Origin of the sequence: Actinomadura darangshiensis (assembly GCF_004349235.1) — a bacterium.
In the GTDB taxonomy this organism is placed as follows: domain Bacteria; phylum Actinomycetota; class Actinomycetes; order Streptosporangiales; family Streptosporangiaceae; genus Spirillospora; species Spirillospora darangshiensis.
On the sequence record NZ_SMKY01000177.1, the window covers coordinates 1 to 18,827 of the forward strand.

At 71.0% G+C, this 18,827-nt stretch carries 16 protein-coding genes and 1 pseudogene; 9 read left to right on the forward strand and 8 right to left on the reverse strand.

Features of this window, described 5'->3' with window-relative positions; all coding sequences use genetic code 11:
• The 3 genes from E1293_RS30310 to E1293_RS30320 form a co-directional block, all read right to left on the reverse strand.
• Nucleotides 1-672, reverse strand: a 672-nt coding sequence (locus tag E1293_RS30310) for a response regulator (protein ID WP_132200910.1), incomplete at its 3' end; no start/stop codon positions are given.
• Complete coding sequence (locus tag E1293_RS30315) at nucleotides 669-1,928, reverse strand: sensor histidine kinase (protein WP_132200911.1); 1,260 nt, start codon at nucleotides 1,926-1,928, stop codon at nucleotides 669-671. The genes E1293_RS30315 and E1293_RS30310, both read right to left, overlap by 4 nt.
• Before the next feature lie 7 nt (nucleotides 1,929-1,935).
• A complete protein-coding gene (locus tag E1293_RS30320; protein WP_132200912.1) occupies nucleotides 1,936-4,167 on the reverse strand; it encodes an MMPL family transporter in 2,232 nt (743 codons plus the stop codon).
• A 581-nt stretch (nucleotides 4,168-4,748) separates the two neighbouring features.
• Here E1293_RS30320 and E1293_RS30325 point away from each other — a divergent pair.
• On the forward strand, nucleotides 4,749-5,666 hold the full coding sequence (locus tag E1293_RS30325) for an NADP-dependent oxidoreductase (RefSeq protein WP_132200913.1): 918 nt from the start codon (nucleotides 4,749-4,751) through the stop codon (nucleotides 5,664-5,666).
• On the opposite strand, the gene E1293_RS30330 is transcribed toward E1293_RS30325, so the two are convergent.
• A complete protein-coding gene (locus E1293_RS30330) occupies nucleotides 5,663-6,076 on the reverse strand; it encodes a VOC family protein (protein WP_132200914.1) in 414 nt (137 codons plus the stop codon). The genes E1293_RS30325 and E1293_RS30330 overlap by 4 nt on opposite strands.
• A 140-nt stretch (nucleotides 6,077-6,216) precedes the next feature.
• Between E1293_RS30330 and E1293_RS30335 the strand changes: the two genes are divergently transcribed.
• From E1293_RS30335 to E1293_RS30350, 4 genes are all read left to right on the forward strand, one after another.
• Nucleotides 6,217-7,305, forward strand: a complete 1,089-nt coding sequence (locus E1293_RS30335; RefSeq protein ID WP_132200915.1) for an epoxide hydrolase family protein — start codon at nucleotides 6,217-6,219, stop codon at nucleotides 7,303-7,305.
• A gap of 81 nt (nucleotides 7,306-7,386) precedes the next feature.
• A complete protein-coding gene (locus tag E1293_RS30340) occupies nucleotides 7,387-9,198 on the forward strand; it encodes an alkyl/aryl-sulfatase (RefSeq protein ID WP_132200916.1) in 1,812 nt (603 codons plus the stop codon).
• A 54-nt stretch (nucleotides 9,199-9,252) separates the two neighbouring features.
• Nucleotides 9,253-10,275: a DNA polymerase IV gene (locus E1293_RS30345; protein WP_132200917.1), complete on the forward strand. Its 1,023-nt coding sequence runs from the start codon at nucleotides 9,253-9,255 to the stop codon at nucleotides 10,273-10,275.
• A 150-nt stretch (nucleotides 10,276-10,425) separates the two neighbouring features.
• The gene (locus E1293_RS30350; protein ID WP_132200918.1) at nucleotides 10,426-10,656 is read left to right on the forward strand and encodes a hypothetical protein; all 231 of its coding nucleotides are present in this window, start codon (nucleotides 10,426-10,428) and stop codon (nucleotides 10,654-10,656) included.
• Between the two features lie 57 nt (nucleotides 10,657-10,713).
• On the opposite strand, the gene E1293_RS30355 is transcribed toward E1293_RS30350, so the two are convergent.
• The 3 genes from E1293_RS30355 to E1293_RS30365 all read right to left on the reverse strand — a co-directional run bounded on the left by E1293_RS30355 (nucleotide 10,714) and on the right by E1293_RS30365 (nucleotide 13,071).
• Nucleotides 10,714-11,922 (reverse strand): CU044_5270 family protein, encoded by a 1,209-nt coding sequence (locus E1293_RS30355; protein WP_132200919.1) that lies wholly within the window; start codon nucleotides 11,920-11,922, stop codon nucleotides 10,714-10,716.
• Entirely contained in the window at nucleotides 11,915-12,493 is a 579-nt protein-coding gene (locus tag E1293_RS30360) for an RNA polymerase sigma factor (protein ID WP_132200920.1), read from the reverse strand. The genes E1293_RS30355 and E1293_RS30360 overlap by 8 nt, the downstream gene beginning before the upstream one ends.
• A 95-nt stretch (nucleotides 12,494-12,588) precedes the next feature.
• Nucleotides 12,589-13,071 carry an Lrp/AsnC family transcriptional regulator gene (locus tag E1293_RS30365; RefSeq protein ID WP_132200921.1) on the reverse strand — a complete coding sequence of 161 codons (483 nt, stop codon included), beginning with the start codon at nucleotides 13,069-13,071 and terminating at the stop codon, nucleotides 12,589-12,591.
• 34 nt (nucleotides 13,072-13,105) lie between these two features.
• On the opposite strand from E1293_RS30365, the gene E1293_RS30370 reads away from it, so the two are divergent.
• From E1293_RS30370 to E1293_RS30380, 3 genes and pseudogenes are all read left to right on the forward strand, one after another.
• Nucleotides 13,106-13,942 (forward strand): EamA family transporter, encoded by an 837-nt coding sequence (locus E1293_RS30370; protein WP_132200922.1) that lies wholly within the window; start codon nucleotides 13,106-13,108, stop codon nucleotides 13,940-13,942.
• 11 nt (nucleotides 13,943-13,953) lie between these two features.
• Nucleotides 13,954-14,514: pseudogene (locus E1293_RS30375) on the forward strand (aldo/keto reductase); the annotation flags it as partial.
• A 796-nt stretch (nucleotides 14,515-15,310) separates the two neighbouring features.
• On the forward strand, nucleotides 15,311-16,747 hold the full coding sequence (locus E1293_RS30380; protein WP_207939178.1) for a replication initiator: 1,437 nt from the start codon (nucleotides 15,311-15,313) through the stop codon (nucleotides 16,745-16,747).
• A gap of 807 nt (nucleotides 16,748-17,554) precedes the next feature.
• Here the strand turns inward: E1293_RS30380 and E1293_RS30385 are convergent.
• Nucleotides 17,555-17,851, reverse strand: coding sequence for a hypothetical protein (locus E1293_RS30385; protein ID WP_132200924.1), 297 nt, complete (start codon nucleotides 17,849-17,851; stop codon nucleotides 17,555-17,557).
• A gap of 178 nt (nucleotides 17,852-18,029) precedes the next feature.
• On the opposite strand from E1293_RS30385, the gene E1293_RS30390 reads away from it, so the two are divergent.
• Nucleotides 18,030-18,827, forward strand: a 798-nt coding sequence (locus tag E1293_RS30390; RefSeq protein ID WP_132200925.1) for a helix-turn-helix domain-containing protein, incomplete at its 3' end; no start/stop codon positions are given.

Genomic DNA, 18,827 nt, shown 5'->3' on the forward strand with positions numbered 1-18,827 from the left:
GTTGCCGGGGGCGGGGCGGGCGAGGCCCGTCTGGTAGGCGATGACGACCAGTTGCGCTCGGTCGCGGGCCTCCAGCTTCGTCATGGCGCGCTGCACGTGGGCGCGGACGGTGAAGGGGCTGAGGAACATCTGCTCGGCGATCTCCTGGTTGGACAGGCCGGTCGCGACCAGCGCCACCATCTCGCGTTCGCGCGGGGTGAGCACGGCGAGCCGTTCGGCGTCGGGCGGCCGGGTGCCGTCCGGTGTGGCCAGGAAACGGGCGACCAGGGAGCGGGTCGCGGCGGGGGACAGGAGGGTGTCGCCGTCGGCGATCGTGCGGACGGCGTCCGCCAGGTCCTCGGCTCCGATGCCCTTGCCGATGAAGCCGCCGGCCCCCGCGCGCAGCGCCTGCGCGACGTACTCGTCGGTCTCGTACGTGGTGAGGATCAGGATGCGGCTGGCGCGCAGTTCCGGGTCCGCGCAGATCTGCGAGGTGGCGGAGAGGCCGTCCATCTCGGGCATCCGGATGTCCATGATCACCACGTCGGGATGCAGCTCCCGGGTGAGCCTCACCGCCTCCTTGCCGTCGGCGGCCTCGCCGACCACGGTGATGTCGTCGGCGGTGTCGAGCAGCATCCGGAAGGCGCCGCGCAGCAGGGCCTGGTCGTCGGCGAGCAGAACGCGGAGTGTCACGGCGCATCACCGTCGGACGTCCGGTCCTCGATGGTCGCCGGTTCGCCGGTCCTGCGCGCCGTGTCCTTGGCGGGCGGGAGGGGCAGCTCGGTGGAGACGAGGAAGCCGCCCTCCGGGCGCCTGCCCGCGGAGAGCTGTCCACCGACCGCGGTGGCGCGTTCACGCATTCCGATGAGGCCGTAACCGGGCGGACGGTCGGGCTGCGGCGTGTGGGCGCCCCCTCCGTCGTCGGCGACGGTGATGGTCACGCGATCCTGGCTCCAGGAGAGGCGCACCCGGGCGCTACCGGTACCGGCGTGCTTGGTCACGTTGGTCAAAGCCTCCTGGACGATGCGGTAAGCGGTGAGGTCCACTCCCAGCGGCAGCGACCTGGGTGTGCCCTCCTGGTGCACCGACACCTCCAGACCCGCGCGGCGGAAGGATTCCAGGAGCGTGGGAAGCCGGGACAGACCCGGCGTCGGTTCGGCGGGCTCGGCCGCGTCCCCGGACTGGCGCAGCAGGCCGACCGTGGCCCGCAGGTCGTCGAGCGCGTCACCGGTGGTCTCGACGAGTTCGTCCAGGCTCTTGCGGGTCTGCTCCGGACGGGTGGCGAAGAGGTGGGCGGCGACCGTGGCCTGCGCGTTGGCCAGGGTGATCTGATGGGCCACAAGGTCGTGCAGCTCCCGGGCGATGCGCAGCCGTTCCTCGGCCACCCTGCGGCGCGCTTCGCTGTCGCGGCTCTCCTCGGCCCGCCAGGCCCGTTCCTCCACGGCCGCCAGGTAGGCCCGCCGGTTCTGCGTCGACTGGCCGAGGACGCCGGCCACCAGCGGGAACGCCGCCACCGCCGCCACCCTGCTCACGTCCTGCCACGAGAGGGTGTCGAACACGAACAGGAGGTTGGAGGCGACCAGCAGCGCCGCGGAGGCGAGCAGCGCCTCGGTCGCCGTGCGCCGTTCGGTGCGCACGGCGAGCGAGTAGGCGGTGACCACGGCGGGCGCCACGATGGGCGGGCTCAGCAGCAGGCCCAACGGCGGCACCAGCACGCCGCCCGCGGTCGTCACCGCCATGGCGGCCAGCGGCGACCGGTGCCGCAACGGAAGCACGGCACAGGTCGCCACGGCGATGAGGTAGGCGGTGGCGGGCGGCGGTCCCAGCGACTGGTCGTCGACCCGGAGCGCGCCGCCGAGCAGGCAGATCGCGAACACGATCGCCGTGAGGGTCCCCTCCCGCCACCGCATGCCGCGCGGTCGCGGGCCGCCGCCACCCGTGTCCGTCATGGCGGGCTCAGTACCGTCCGGCGGGGAACGGCGGCACCACTGCGTCCGGCCGGGTCGCGGAGGCCGGGGCATGCCTGCTCAGCGCCTCACCCTCGATGTCCACATTCGGCAGCACACGGTTCAGGATACGAGGCAGCCACCAGGCCCGGCGGCCGAGCAGCGCCAGCACCGCGGGCGCGATCGCCATCCGGACCACGAAGGCGTCGAACGCGACGGCGGAGGCCAGCCCGAGGCCCATCGTCTGGATGGTCGGGCTGTTCATCCCGACGAATCCGGTGAACACGCTGATCATGATGATCGCCGCCGCGGCCACCACACGTCCGCTGTGCCGGAAACCGCTGACGATCGCCTCGCCGGGGGACGCGCCGTGGACGTGGGCCTCCCGCATCCGGCTGACGAGGAAGACCTCGTAGTCCATGGCGAGGCCGAACACGATCCCGATGATGAGGATCGGCATCAGCGACATGACCGGCCCGGTCTGCTCGATGCCGATCAGGTCCGCCCCCCAGCCCCACTGGAAGACGGCGACGAGGACGCCGAACGCGGCGCCCACCGACAGCAGGAAGCCGAGCGCCGCCTTGACCGGGACCAGGATCGAGCGGAAGACCACCATCAGCAGGAGCACCGCCAAGCCGATGACCACGGTCAGATAGGGGATGAGGGCGTCGGACATCGCCTCGGAGATGTCGATGTTCAGCGCGGTGGTGCCGGTCACCGCGATGTCGGCGCCCGTACCGGCCTCGACACCGGAGGCCGCGCCCCGGATCGATTGCACCAGGTCCTTGGTCTCGTCGCTGGTCGGCGCGGTCTGCGGGACGGCGGTGAGGACGGCCGTGTCCTTGGCCTCGTTGAGAACCGGGTCACCGACCGACGCGACCCCGTCCACGCCCCGGACGGTCGTGACGACCTGGTCGGTGGCGGCCTGCTTGTCCGCGGAGCCCGACAGGTCCACGACCACGGTCAGCGGGCCGTTGAAGCCGGGCCCGAACCCTTCGGACAGCAGGTCGTAGGCACGGCGCTGGGTGGTCTCCACCGACTTGGACTCGTCCCCGGGCAGCCCGAGTTCGAGGCTCAGCGCCGGAATGGCGACGGCGCCGAGACCGAGTACGGCGACCAGCAGCACGGCCACCGGACGGCGCAGCACGAACCGCGCCCAGCGGGTGCCGAGCCCGGGCCGGCGCGCCGGGGGCGGAGGCTGCTTCCCCGGCCGGGCGGCCTTGCGGACGGTGCGCGACAGCACCCGGCGGCCGAAGAAGCCGAACAGGGCGGGGACCAGGGTCAGTGCGACGAGCACGGCGAGGGCCACCGCGCCCGCACCGGCCATGCCCATCTTGGTGAGTTCGGGGATCCCGACGACCCCCAGCCCGACCAGGGCGATGAAGACGGTCGCGCCGGCGAAGACGACGGCGGACCCGGCCGTGCCCACCGCCCGGCCCGCGGCCTCCTCCGGAGAGTTGCCCTGCGCGCGCTCGTCACGGAACCGGGAGGTGATGAACAGCGCGTAGTCGATGCCGACCGCCAACCCCAGCATCAGCGCCAGGATCGCGACGGTGGACGTCAGGCCCAGCGGAACGGCCAGCGCGGACACCAGGCCGAAGGCGATGGCCACGCCCCAGAAGGCGGTCAGCAGCGACAGCCCGGCCGCGACCAGCGACCCGAGGGCGAGGATCAGCACCACCGCCGCCACCACCACGCCGATGATCTCCGTCGTACCGCCCGGCGCCTCTTCCGCGTCCAGGGCCGAGCCGCCGATCTCCACGGTCAGCCCCGCGTCCCGGGCCTGGCTCGCGGCGTCCTCCAGGGCGCTCTTCGTCGGCTCCTTCAGGTCGACGGCGTCCACGGTGTAGGTGATCGTGGAGTAGGCGATGGTGCCGTCCTTGCTGACGGCGCCGGTCTCATAGGGGTCGGCGGCCGACGCGACCTGGTCGCCTCCGTCCAGCGAGCCGAGCGTCTTCTCGACGGCCGCCCTGTTCTGCTGGGCCGTCACCTGCTGCCCGTCCGGGGCCTGGAACACCAAGCGGGCCTCGGCGCCCTGGGAATTGCTCTGGGGGAAGCGCTCGTCCAGCAGGTCGAACGCCTTCTGCGACTCGGTGCCGGGCATGGAGAGGTCCTCGTCCTGACCGGACGGCGCCAGGCCGGCGGCAACCACGGCCAGCACCAGGGCGCACAGCCACAGAGCACCCACGAGCCGGCGCCGGCGGAAGGCCCACCGTCCGATCCGGTAAAGAAATGTCGCCACCTGTTGATCACTCCAGACACCACTAGGAAGGGGAATGCGCGAGATTTGCGCGCCTCCAACACTTCCCTCCGGCGCCCCTGCGGAGCATCGTCCCCAGCCGCCGTCTTCCGCTGGTGCACCCAGACCAGCCACCGACGCGCCCTGGTGCATCCGCACTAGGCCGGCGCCTGTGCGCGCTGGCGGCGCCGTCAATCGGCGGTGCCGTGGGCCCAGATGAAGCAGTCGTGCCAGGTGTCGCGTTCGCCGTCGCCGAACGCACCCCCGCCGCTTGCTCGCGGTCGTGACCAACCGGGAGCGGGCCACGGTGATGCTTCTCGAAGGTGTCGGCGATCCCGGGGAGCATGCGGCGGATCCCGTGGCCGGAGGCGCTCCGGATCGTCCGGCACATCGTCGCCGGCGGCGCCCCGCCCGAGGGCACGCCGTGGACGATCGACCGCTGAAGGCGGGGTTCACCGAGGCGGCGCAGCCTCGGAGTGGCGGTCCTAGGGAAAGCGGTCCGCTCCTATGTCGTCGGAGGTGAGGGCATCGTCGGGGTGTGGCCCTCCTGGGGCTGTTTGATGAGGAAGAGCGGTGATCACGCGATGAAGGCTGTGCGGTTCCACGAGTACGGCGGGATCGATGTCCTGCGGGTGGAAGAGGTGGACCGCCCGGTGCCCGGGCCCGGGCAGGTGCTCGTCGAGGTCCGCGCGGCCGGGATCCAGCCGGGCGAGGCCCATATCCGGACCGGCGATCTGCACGCGCGGTGGCCGGCGACGTTCCCGTCCGGGCAGGGCAGCGATCTGGCCGGCGTCGTGGTGGAGGTCGGTCCGCACGTCCGCGGCGTCGCGGTGGGGGACGAGGTGCTCGGCTTCACCCACAAGAGGGCGAGCCATGCGGAGTTCGTCGTGGTCGACGACGTGCAGATGACCCCGCGTCCGGAGGGGCTGCCCTGGGACGTGGCCGGGTCGCTGTACGTGGCCGGCACGACCGCGTACGCCACCGTGTTCGCGGTCGACCCTGGACCGTCCGACACCGTCGTGGTGTCCGGTGCGGCGGGCGGCGTCGGGTCCTTCGCCGTGCAGCTCGCGCGGCGGCGCGGCGCCACGGTGATCGGGCTGGCGAGCGAGGCGAACCACGCCTGGTTGAAGGAGCGCGGCGTCGTCGCGGTCGAGTACGGGGAGGGGGCGGCCGAGCGGATCCGGCAGGTCTCCGGCGGCAGCGTCGACGCGTTCATCGACACCTTCGGCGACGGCTACGTGGACCTGGCGGTGGAGCTGGGCGTGCGGCCCGAGCGGATCTGCACGATCCGCGACTGGCAGGCCGCGGCGAGGGTCGGCGCGCGGGCCGACGGGGAGGGCGCGGCGGCGTGCGCGGTCGTGGTCGGGGAACTGGCCCGGCTCGCCGCGCGCGGGGAACTGGAGGTGCCGATCGCCCGCGCCTATCCGCTGGAGCGGGTGCGGGACGCGTTCCGCGAGCTGGAGCGGCGGCACACCCACGGCAAGATCGTTCTCCGCCCCTAGGCGAAGTCGGCCGCGGTGATGCCGTCGGGGTGGCCGGGCGGCCACTGCACCAGCTCGATCCGGTAGCCGTCGGGGTCGGTGAGCCACGCGACCTGAGGTCCGTCCGGGCCGCCGGGGCGCTCCACCGGGCCGGGGCTCAGACCTGCCTGGGACAGCGCCGCCACGGTCGCGGCGAGATCGTCGACCTGGACGGGGAGATGGCTGAAGCCGGTGCCGAGGAGCACCGGGCCGTCGGCGGGGCGGTGGGCCAGCTCCAGCGAGACGATCTCTTCCGCCGGGAACTTGAGCATGGTCAGGGTCGCGCCGCCGCCGATGTCCACGCTCCCGACGATCTCGTACCCGAGCGTCGTGTAGAAGCCGAGCGAGGCCGGCAGGTCCGTGACCCGGTAGGCCGGGTGGAGGGTCTTCACCCGTCGACCGTATCCGGCCGCCTCGGCTCAGGTGCGGGTCTCCGCAATCGTTGGGGAGGCCAATGAGTGTGTTAATGTTGGCTACATCAACGTTGGCCGTACCAACGTTTTGTGGCGAACGAACCCCTGGAGGCAGGGCCATGATCAAGCCGTTCCGTATCGACGTCCCGCAGGCCGACCTCGACGACCTGAACGACCGGCTCGCGCGCACCCGGTGGCCCAACGAGGTCGCCGGCGCCGGGTGGGACTACGGCTTCCCGCTGGCGCGGCTCAAGGAACTGGCCGAGTACTGGCGCACCGGCTACGACTGGCGCGCGCACGAGGCCGAACTCAACGAGCTTCCGCACTTCACCACCGAGATCGAGGGCCAGAACATCCACTTCGTGCACGTCCGGTCGTCGAATCCGGACGCGCTCGCGCTGGTCCTCACCCACGGCTGGCCGGGGTCGTTCCTTGAGTTCCTGGACATGATCGAGCCGCTGTCGCGCGACTTCCACCTGGTGATCCCGTCCATTCCCGGCTTCGGGTTCTCAGGGCCGACCCACGAGCGCGGCTGGGACGCCGTCCGGGTCGCCCGCGCCTGGGCCGAGCTGATGCGCCGCCTGGGGTACGAGCGCTACGGCGCGCAGGGCGGCGACTTCGGCGCGGGCATCTCCATCGCGCTCGGCGCGGTCGCACCCGAGCAGGTCGTCGGCGTGCACGTCAACTACCTGCCGACCCGCCCGGACCCCGAGGTCGAGGTGTCCGAGGCGGACGAGGCCCGGCTGGACACGGTCCGCAAGCTGATGGCGAACCGCCCGCCGTACCAGGCTCTGCAGGCGCTCACCCCGCAGACCATCGGCTATGCGCTGACCGACTCGCCGGCCGGCCAGTTGGTCTGGATCGCCGAGCGGTTCGCGCAGTGGACCGACCCCGCCACGCCGGTCGCCGACGACCGGATGCTCACCGACATCTCGCTGTACTGGCTGACCTCGACGGCGGCCTCGTCGGGCCGGTTCCATCACGACACCCCGCGGGGGAGCCGGCTGCCGTGCCGGGTGCCGCTCGGCGTGGCGGTGCTCCCGCACGACATCACGCAGTCGGTGCGTCCGCTGGCCGAGCGGCTCTACGACATCAGGCACTGGTCGGAGTTCGAGCGCGGCGGCCACTTCGCCGCGATGGAGGTGCCGGACCTGCTCGCCGAGGACGTCCGGGACTTCTTCCTCACCCTCACCAAGGACGCCGCCTGACAGCGCTCCGGCGGTCTCGGGATGCCAAGTTTTGGGGAGGCGACGGTTTTGGGCTGGTCTGGCCCGGGACATCCGGTTGGCATGGGAAATCCTGAGTTCGGGGACCGGACCGACTTCGAGAACGCCGAGCGAGGGCTGGTCGCGTCGCTCTCGCCCGGCGTGGTGAGAGACGCCGCAGGCCGGGTCGTGTGGGACAACGACGCGTTCGCCTTCCTGGACGGCCCCTGCCCCGAGACGGCGAACCCCTCGCTGTGGCGGCAGTCGCAGCTGTGCGCCAAGCAGGGCCTGTTCGAGGTGACCGACGGCATCTACCAGGTGCGGGGCCTCGACCTGTCGAACATGACCCTGGTCGAAGGCGACCGCGGGGTGATCGTGATCGACCCGCTGGTGTCGGTGGAGACCGCCGCCGCGGCGCTCGCGCTCTACCGGGAGCACCGCGGAGACCGTCCGGTCACCGGGATGGTCTACACCCACTCCCACGTCGACCACTTCGGCGGCGCGGAAGGCATCGTCGAGCCCGGAAACCCCGGCCGTGTACCGATCCTGGCCCCGGCCGGGTTCCTGGAGCACGCCGTCTCGGAGAACGTGTACGCCGGGACCGCGATGGCCCGCCGCAGCGTCTACCACACCGGCGTCCTGCTGGAGCGGAGTCCGGCCGGGATGGTCGGGACCGGTCTCGGGCAGACCGCATCCTCGGGACGCATCTCACTGGTCCCCCCGAACACCGACATCACCCGAACCGGCCAGGAAGAGGTGCTGGACGGCGTCCGGATCGTGTTCCAGCTGACGCCCGGAACCGAGGCGCCGGCGGAGATGAACTTCCACTTCCCTGACAGAAGGGCGCTGTGCCTGGCCGAGAACGCCACGCACAACCTGCACAACGTCCTGACCCTGCGCGGCGCACTCGTCCGCGACGCGCGGGTCTGGGCCCGGTACCTGGACGAGGCGGTCACGCTCTTCGCCGACGGCACCGACGTGGCGTTCGCGTCCCACCACTGGCCGACATGGGGACGCGCGGCCATCGCGGCGTTCCTCTCCCAGCAGCGGGACCTGTACGCCTACCTGCACGACCAGACGCTGCGGCTGCTCAACCAGGGGCACACCGGCATCGAGATCGCCGAGATGATGGAGCTCCCGCCCGCGCTGGCCGGGGCCTGGCACGCGCGCGGCTACTACGGCTCGGTCAGCCACAACGTCAAGGCGATCTACCAGCGGTACATGGGCTGGTTCGACGGCAACCCCGCCCAACTGTGGCGGCACCCGCCCGCCGAAGAGTCGGCACGCTACGTGGAATGCATGGGCGGCGCGTCCAAGGTCATGTCGATGGCACGCGACTACGCGGCCCACGGCGACCTGCGGTTCGCGGCGACGCTGTACGACCACGTCGTGTTCGCCGACCCCGGTAACGCCGACGCCAAGGCGGGCCTCGCCGAGGTGTACCAGCGGCTCGGGCACGGCGCGGAGAACGGCACCTGGCGCAACTTCTACCTGACCGGCGCGATGGAACTGCGCGACGGCATCAAACCCGTCCCGATGAGCATCGCCGGCGGCATGGCCGCGGGCCTGACGGTCGAGCAAGTCTTCGACTCGATGGCGATCAGGGTGAACGGCCCGAAGGCGTGGGACGAGCACCTCACCGTCGACTGGGACTTCACCGACACCGGCGACCGCCACCGCATGCTGCTGTCCAACGGCGTCCTCATCCACCGGCGGACGGACCGCGAGAACGACGGCGCCGACCTGACGCTCACCCTCACCCGCCCGCAACTGGTCGCACTGGTCGCCGGCGAGGGGGACGAAGGCATCACCAGCACCGGCGACACGGCCGCGCTACGACGACTCCTCGCCGTGATGGACGGCGCCGAACCCGACTTCCCCATAGTCACCCCCTGACGCCGGGCTCTCCAAGGCCACGCCGTGATCGCCGGGTCCGGGCGAGAATGGGGTGTGGCTCGTTGGGTCCTGCATGTGGATCTGGACCAGTTCATCGCCGCCGTCGAGGTGCTGCGGCATCCGGAGCTTCGGGGACGGCCGGTCGTCGTCGGCGGGGACGGCGATCCGACGAAGCGCGGCGTCGTCAGCACGGCCTCGTACGAGGCGCGTGTGTACGGCGTGCACTCCGGGATGCCGCTCCGGACGGCGGCCCGGCGCTGCCCGGACGCCGTTTTCCTGGCGGTCGACAGAGAGCTGTACGAGGCCGTCTCGGACGAGGTCATGGCCGCGCTGCGCAGTCTCGGCGTCGTGGTCGAGGTGCTCGGCTGGGACGAGGCGTTCCTGGCCGTCGACGGCGGCGATCCGGAGGCGGTGGCGCAGGAGATCCGTGACCGGGTGCGCGCGGCGACGGGCCTGGAGTGCTCGGTGGGCATCGGGGAGAACAAGCTCCAGGCGAAGCTGGCGACCGGCTTCGGCAAGCCGGCCGGGGTCTTCCGGCTCACCGGGGAGACCTGGTTCGAGGTGCTCGGCGACCGGCCGCCCGATGCGCTGTGGGGCATCGGGGCCAAGACCGCCAAGCGGCTGAAGGGGCTGGGCATCGGCACGGTCGGCGAACTCGCCGCGGCCGATCCCGAGGCTCTGGCCGGGGAGATGGGGCCCACGATCGGACCCTGGCTGGTGCTGCTCGCCCAGGGCCGGGACCACTCGCGGGTGAGCGACGCACCGCACGTCCCGCGTTCCTGCGGCCGTGAGACCACGTTCCAGCATGATCTGGACGACTGGGAGGACGTGCGCCGCGAGGTGTCCCGCCTGGCGCGCCGGGTCACCGGCGACGTCGCCAAGGACGGGAGGGGCGTCGCCCGGGTCGTCGTCAAGGTTCGCTATGCGCCGTTCTTCACCCAGACGCACGGCCGGACGCTGGACGAGCCGGCGAGGGAGGCGGCCCTGATCGAGGAAGCCGCCCTCGCCGCCCTCGACGCGTTCACCGGACGGCGCCCGGTCCGGCTCCTGGGCGTCCGCGCCGAGTTCGTCCGCTGAGCCGGGGTGCGCGTGGGCCAGGCCGTGCTTGACCTCGGCCTATAGCTGCTTTTTACCTCTTTGTCCGGTTTTGGGGTGTCGTGGTCCGGGGAGGTACGCCGTCGTTGCCTGATGTATGCGACGGGGGAGAGAAAGCATATGAAGAGGGTCATGACCGGAGCACTGGCCGCCGCCGTGGTCGGGATCGCGGGAGTGGGCAGCGCGGGCGCCGCCCAGCCGTCCCATCAGCAGAACACGCGCCAGGACTGCCGCACCTACTCCAGCGTCAGCGAGTGCGGGCAGCCCCAGCTCAACGAGAAGCAGCGCAACTGCGTGACCTCGGCGGTCCAGCAGGGCATGACCGAACGCCGCGCCACGGTGGAGTGCCACGCCTTCGCCTAAGAGCCGCCGCACCGCGCAGGGCCCGTCCGGGGGAGGACGGGCCCTGCGCGGGAGAGGTCAGCTCGGGGGATCCGCGTCGGTCCACTCGGCGATCTCGAACACCTGGTAGGCGGCCATTTCGCCGGGCTTGTGGAAGCGGTCGGGCATGTCCTTCGCCTTCAGTTCGCGCGGCTGGCCATCGTCGCCCGGCGGGAGCTCCCGGCTGCCGTGCGGCGGGGTCGCCACCAGGTCGCGGATGGCCAGCAGCCGTCCCTTCGCGGGGTCGACGATGAACTGGCGCTTGTAGGTGCCGAGCTGCTCGGGCGCGGTGTGCAGGCCGAGCGGCGTGGTCGTCTTCAGCGGCAGCGACACCACCGCCCCGGCCCGGCCGAGCGGGTCCGTCGCCCGGCCCTCGGCCTTCACGCCGGGGATGTCCGCGAGCAGCCGGAACACCGCCGCGCGCACCTTGGGCGGCGCCGGCGCGATGGACAGCAGGCCCCCGGCGACGTCGCTCAGAGCCCGCACACGCTCCTGCCCCTGCAAGGCACGGATCGGCTCCTTCTTCTCGTCGTCCGAAGAGACCGCGTGCCAGTGGCCCTTGAGGTTCAGCAGAACGTCCTTCAGCGCTTTCGGCTGCGTGGGCAGCTGGGCGAGCTGTCCCGCCGTCATGCCGTAGAACCGTTCGGGGAACGGTCGCCAACCCGACGATCCCGAGGCCTGCGACATGTCCAGCAGCGCCGGGGCGTCTCCATCGGGGTTCGGGATGCGGACCCACGCGGGCGAACCTGCCGCCTGCCACTTCTGCCGGTCCTGCGCGGTGAGCGGGACGTCGGTCAGTTCGATGTTGGTTTGGCGGCCCGCACCGTTCGGGGCGATCCACTCTTCCCTCGCCTGGCGGGAATCGACCTTGTAGTGGTGCGCGGCGCTCTTGCCGACCCCGTAGATGTCGCCCATCACCGTCTTGGTGTGCCAGTACCTGCCGGTCGGCGCCTTCTGCGCGTTGGTGGCGGCGACCAGCAGCACGTTGCCCTGGAGTTCGGGCCCGCCGGCACCCGGTGCGGGCGGCGCGCCGTCGTCCGGCTGCAGCGCGACGACGGTGACCGCCCCCGCGGCGACGGCGGTGGCCGCCGCCGTGCTCAGCAGCGGGACCTTCAGGCCGCGCCGGGGACGTTCCGGGACGTCGGCCCACCGCGCGGCCCTCCAGTCCGTGCGCATGTTCAGGCGCTCCGGACTCTCCTCCTCGGCCAGCGCGGTCCGCATCCGGCGCAGAGCGTCGATCTCATCCATGGGCGTTCTCCTGGGGAAGGGCCTTGCGGAGCTTGTTCCGGGCCCGGTGGATCTTGGACTTGACGGTGCCGAGCGGCAGGTCGAGCGTCGCCGCGATCTCGGCGTAGGACAGCTCGGCCCAGGCCAGCAGCAGGACGGCATGGCGTTCCTGCGCGTTCAGCGAGGCGAGCGCCTTCGCCAGGCCGGGCCCGAGCGCGGCGGCCGACGCGCGGTCGCTGGCCCGGTCGGCGACGCCGTCCTCGGCGGGGTCGGTTCCGGTCCGGGCGTAGGCCCGGTACATGCGGGTCTCCTGCCGGTGGTGCCTGGCGATGAGGTTGCTGGCGATGCCCCACAACCAGGCGCCGAACTCGGCGCGTCCGTCGTCGAACCTGTCCCTGCGCCGGAACGCGATCGCGAACGTCTCCGACACGACGTCGTCGGCGATGGGCGGGCCGAGCCGCCGTTTGACGTAGGCGTGGAGCCGCGGCGCGTGGCGGCGGAACAGCTCACCGAAGGCCTCGGGTTCGTCCAGGGACGCGGCGACTATGGCCGCGTCGTCCAGGTCGTCACGGGCGTGACTCAGCACGGCCATGGGCGTCTCTTCATGGAGGGCGTCTCCGTGTCTGGGGGGTGCTGACACCCTCCTCTATTCCGAAGCCCGCACCCCGGTTGCGTTCTGCGGCCGGCTCAGTTCGGGGGGAGGGGACGGCGCGGTACGGGGGCCGACTGGAGGATCGAGGTCGTCGTCCGCGCGTACGGGGTGAAGCGGTCCAGGATCGGTTCGAGCTCCTCGACCGCGCGCAGATGGGCGATGAAGAAGAAGCAGTCGTCACCGGTGATGCGGTGGCACTCGGTGATCTGCGGGATCTCGTCGGCGATCTTGGGGATGCGGCTCAGCTCCCGCGGGTTCGGGCTGATCCGGACGAGGATCGTGATCGGGAAGCCGAGCGCGACCGGGTCCACCGTCGCGTGGTAGCCGGTGATCACGCCGGTCTCCTCAAGCCGCTGCACCCGTTCGGCGACGGCCGGGGCCGACAGCGCGACCCGGCGGCCCAGCTCCGCGAGCGACGCGCGGCCGTCCCGCTGCAGCTCGGTGAGGATCTTTAGGTCGGTCGCGTCCAGCGGCTTCGGTTCGTAGGCGCGGCCCGGCCGGCCCCGTCGGTTCGCCATTCCTCCAACCTACGGAGCGGCGGACGATACGGCCATGTCATATCCGCCCTGGACGTACTTCGTGGGCAGCGCGGTCTTCCACTATCTGGGCCCGTCGTTCGCCGTGCTGCTGTTCGCGCGCGTCGAGCCTCTGGGTGTGGCAGGCATACGCACCTGGAGCGCCGTCGTGGTCTTCGCGCTCTGGCGCAGGCCCTGGCGGACGTTCACCGGCGATGGCTGGCGGACGATCCTCCTCTGGGGCGCCGTGCTCGCGGCGATGAACTCGTCCTTCTATATGGCGATCGCAAGGCTGCCCCTGGCGACGGTCGCTGCGATCGAGTTCCTGCCCGTCATCGTCCTGGCCGCCCTGGGGGTAAGGACGAAGCGCAACCTCGCCGCGTTGGTAGCGGCCGTCGCTGGTGTGTACGTGCTGACCGAAGTGCGTTTCGAGGGGGAGCCGCTGGGGTTCCTCTTCGCGTTCGCCAACGCGGGACTGTTCGCCCTGTACGTGGTCGTCGCGCACAAGGCCGCACAGTCGGACGCCGGAGGCATCGACGGCCTGGCAATGGCGATGGTCGCCGCGACCGTGTTCGTCCTTCCCATCGGGGGAGTGCAAGCCGTGCCGGTACTGGGCGACCCTGCGGTGCTGGCGGCGGGGATCGGCGTGGGCATCACCTCGTCCGTCATCCCCTACGTGTGCGATCAGCTGGCCATGGCGCGGCTCAGCCGGGCCACGTACGCGCTGATGGTGTCGCTGCTGCCGGCGACGGCGGCCGTGACCGGGCTGGTGGTGCTGGGGCAGGTGCCGACGGCGGCGGAGGCCGCCGGGGTCGGATTGGTGGTCGCCGGGGTCGCGGTGCACCGTGGTGATGTTGAGAGTGGAGAACGTTGAAAGGAGAAGGCATGCAACAGGTACGGCTCGGGACGACGGGGATGAGGGTCTCGCGGATCTGCCTCGGGATGATGAGCTACGGCGACCCGGACCTGCGCCCGTGGGCCCTGTCCCAGGACGCGGCGGAGCCGATCGTCCGGCGGGCCGTCGAGGGCGGCGTGACGTTCTTCGACACCGCCGACGTGTACTCCGAGGGCGTCAGCGAGGAGATCACCGGGCGTCTCCTGGCGAAGCTCTTCGCACGGCGGGACGACTACGTCCTGGCCACCAAGGTGTGCCTCCCCGTGGGAGAAGGCCCGAACGACCAGGGCCTGTCGCGCAAGCATGTGATGGCGGGCATCGACGCGTCGCTCAGGCGACTCGGCACCGACTACGTCGACCTGTACCAGATCCACAGGTGGGACTACGAGACGCCCATCGAGGAGACCATGGAGGCCCTGCACGACGTCGTGAAGTCGGGCAAAGCCCGGTACATCGGGGCGTCCAGCATGCACGCGTGGCAGTTCGCCAAGGCGCAGCACGTCGCCGAGAGGCACGGCTGGACGAGGTTCATCTCCATGCAGAACCACTACAAATAGTACTTCACTTCATGCAGGTTAGGGTGGGAGATCACCGCGACCACGAAGAGTGACGCTCCCCGCGTAGCACTCCGACGCACATCATGTGATGTGCGTCACTTTCTTTTCGGGTGTGGCCATATGCCACCAGTCACCGCCGGACGCCACCGGACGCCAGCGGTCACCAACGGACAACCGCACACACCCGGAACCCCTACGGGCACGAGGGTTTCGCAGGTTTGATCTTCACGTGCGCGTGGCACAGTTGAGACCGGAGCCGCATCCAGCGACTCCGAGACGAGCGAGTGGCGGACGGGGTCGGCTCCCGTCGCGGAGGTCCCGTGAGGTGACCTCGATCCAAGCGGAAAGCCGTAAAACACACTAAATACACAGATCGCCAAGGTGGGCTCTTGGCACGTAAGACCGGGTGCGCGCCCGGGCGGGACTCGTCCCGCGAATAGCTACCTAAAACGAACAGCCCTGGCTAACACGGCACATGAAGAAGGCCACTCGCGCGAAGCACCGACCGGAACGAGTAGGCGTCAGCCTGCCCGCAGGCCGGAGTGTCTTCAGTCCCGGAGGTCGCCGCGCGCTCCCTAGCCGTAGCCAGGGAGAGGAGCCACGGGTTGAAGCCCAGCCCGGAAGCAGTCGCATGGGGAAAGCGTCAGGCCAGCACATCGCCGCACTGGTCAGACGCCAAGTGGCGCCAGGTTGGAATGATCTTCGGGCTTTCGCTGTCCCCCGAAGGTGCCCCGGCAGAGCAGGACCAGGCCGAGGACGACCAGACCCCCGAGACGCTGCGGGACGCGGCATGAGCGCCCCGCAGATGCCCGAACTACCGCCCGAACTCGCTGCCGCCGTCCAGCGCGCCGCTATGCCGGACTTCGACCGCTGGCACCAGATGATCCGCTCCACCGGAGGGTGTGAGCAGCCGGTACGGCTACGCGGCGAGCGGATCACGCTGGACGGCGAGACCGGCGAGTTGATCGAGTCCTACTCGACGGCCGACGAGCCGACCGGGTTCCTGATCACCGCGTGCGGGAACCGCCGCGCGTCCCGCTGCGCCGCGTGCGCCGAGGTCTACCGGGACGACACCTATCACCTGATCATTTCCGGTCTGACCGGAGGGAAGGGCGTCCCGGAGGAGGTCAGCCAGCACCCGCGCGTGTTCCTCACCCTCACCGCACCTTCCTTCGGCGCCGTCCACGCCCACCGGGAGAAGGCCGGGAAACCTCAGCCGTGCCGCCCCCGCCGGGACGATCCGGTGTGTCCGCACGGCCGCCCGGAAGGATGCCGAGCGCGGCACGAGGCCGACGACCCGCAGGCAGGGCAGCCGATCTGCCGAGACTGCTACGACTATCCGGCCGCCGTGCTGTGGAATGCCCACGCGCCCGAACTCTGGCGACGCCTCACCCTCACCGTCCCGAGGCTGATCACCGCCGAGTTGGGCATCACCCACAAGGCCCTACGCGAGCAGGCCCGCGTGTCGTATGCCCGCGTCATCGAGTACCAGCGACGCGGGTTGATCCACTTCCACGCGGTGGTGCGCCTGGACGGACCGGACGGCCCCGACCAACCGCCGCCCGCATGGGCTACCTCCGAACTACTAGAGCGCACCCTTCGCACGGCCGCCGCACAGGTCGAGGTCCCAGCCACGCACCCGGACGGGACAAGCCCGCCGCTCATGCTGCGCTGGGGACGCCAGCTCGACACCCAGGCCATCCAGGTGGCCGCCGACCTGGACGGAATCGCCGACAAGCACGTGGCCCGCTACATCGCCAAGTACGCCACCAAGGGCGCCGAGGACTCCGGCACGGTAGACCGCCCCATCCGGTACGCGACACAGATCAACTCGTTGAAGGTGTCCGAGCACGCCCGCCGCATGATCTGGACGTGCTTCGCACTGGCAGACTTGCCCGAGTACCACGACCTACGGCTACGCAACTGGGCTCACATGCTGGGGTACGGCGGGCACTTCTCCTCCAAGTCCCGCCGCTACTCGGTCACGCTCACCCAGCTACGCCAGGCCCGCGCCGACCACGCCACCCAAGCAGCCCGCGAGGCCGCAGGACGACCCGAACCCGACCCGAACCGCACCACGGTGACCACCGGGCAATGGAAGTACCTCGGAAGCGGCCTCATGCACGGAGAGCACTTTTGGGCGCAGCAGGCCCGCGACCGAGTGCAGAAGGCGAGAGCCATCCGGAATCAGCTCACCGAGCGTGACGAGGACCGGAAGGCGAGCTAGCCAGGACCACCCGGCGTCGAGGAGTTTCATTACAAGGTCAAGGCGGCCCTACGGGCCGCAGGCACGGGGCCGGGGATGGGTGCCGCAGGCCGGTTCCCGACTTGCACGGGGACCCCTCGCGGGGCCTCGCGACGGGCCATTGCGGGCAGGCAGGTGCTGCCCGTCCGCCGGTCAAGGCTACGAGGCCCCGCCCCCGTGCAAGTCCGGAACCGTCCAGCTTCAACGCGCGGCACATCCGACGCTCAGGAACTGATCTCGTCAGGGGAGGGCGCGGGGCCGGGTGCGGGGTTGGGCCCGTCCACCGCAGGGCGGGACCGTGGACGGCCGCCGCGCCTTGCGCGTGCGGCCTTGGGGGCCGTTCGCGGCGCGGCCCCGCCCACCGCCCCGCCCTCCCGTGGACGGCCCGCCCGTACCGCAGCGCGCAAGCCGAGGCAGGCCCCGCGCGGCGGCTTGTCGCACAGGTGCCGGGCAGCGGCTTCCAGGCCGGGCGACGCTTGAGACGGAATTGCCGCAACGGCGCCGGCTGACTCCCTCCGGTCGCCCCTACGGGGTGGCCTACGGCCATCGACCGGCCCCGACCCTGTCAGCACGCAAGGGAAGCCGCGGCCCTCATGTCGTCACCGACCGGAGGGACGAGCCAGGAACTTGCGGCGAGGCCATGGCCAAGCCGCCGGATTCTCGATCGCTTCCCGGAGTTCGCGAGGGTTGGCCGCTTCGACCAGACGAGTCCCGTCCGACGAGGGGACCATGGCCCACCATGCCCCGGTGGCCCGCCCGTACCAGGTGACCACGCCGGACGAGGGACGCCTACCCATCGGACTGAGAGGAGATCTTGCCCTTGACCGCCACCACCACGTCGGCCAGGTGCGCGTCATCGGCCGGAGCGACCGCACCGCCGCCGGAGAACGTGAACCACAGTTCGCCGCCGCAGATCACCCGCCGATCGCAGCGCACCACCACCGGCGACCCGAACGCGACAGGGACCGCCAGCAGCGGGTCAGACTCGGCCACCTCCACCGCGTACCCGTGCGACTTGAGCGATTGCGCCAACGCCCAGATACGCAGCCGCCGCGCCTCCGTCACCTCGGTTGTCTCCGTTGCCATGGACTGTCCTTTCAGCGGGGCCGGGGGATGGACCGGGCGCGGCAGACGCCGATCTAGGTTGACCGGCGATGCACGCCGCGTTTCCATGGCTCTGAGCTTGTCTTTCTCGCCGGATCTCCCAGAGGCACCAGCCAGGGGGCCAGGGAGGGGCCAGACTTGAGGGAGAGAGGGGGCCAGCGTGGGCGACGCGAAACGCAAGCGGTTCGGCGCGTACCTCGCACGGTTGCGCCGAGACGCGGGCAAGAGCCAGCGGCAGTTAGCGGAGACGCTTTGCCGGATCTCTGGCACCGCCTCAGTGACCCGCCACGAGATCAGCCGATGGGAACGAGGCGAGCGCGTTCCCGATGTGTGGCTCCCCGCCCTAGCGACGGCCCTAGGCGTGCCGCTCGACACCCTTGAGCGAGCGGCAGCCCATGCGCGAGGCGAGGACATCGGCACCGAGTTGCGCAGTCCGGCCGAGGCACTCGCTTACTTCCTGCCCGACAGTGTCGACCTTGGACCGTTGGCGAGCAGTGCAGGCCGCCGGGTCGGAGCCACCACGGCCGCCGCGCTGGCAGACCGGGCGCATGGCCTACGGCTCGCCGACGACGTCATAGCCGGTGGTGATCTACTCGCCCCCGCGCTCCGGGAGTTGGACGGAGCCGTCCGGCTCTACCGGGAGACGGCGCATTCCGAGGAGACCGGCCGCTCACTTCTCAGCAGCATTGGAGAGATGGCCCAAATCACGGGATGGATCGCCAGCGACGCAGGCGAGCACGACCAGGCCGCACGCGCTTACCGGCTCGGAGTCTCGGCCGCCAGAGAGGCCGGGGACCTCGCTCTCGTGGGCAACCTCGCCGGGAGTCTGGCCTATCAACTCTCCAACACCGACCACGAAGACGACGGCGTCAGTCTCGCCCGCGCAGCGCTGGACGAGGCAGGGCCGGATGCACCGGCCAAAGCCCGCGCGCTCTACCTTGACCGAGTCGCGTGGGCA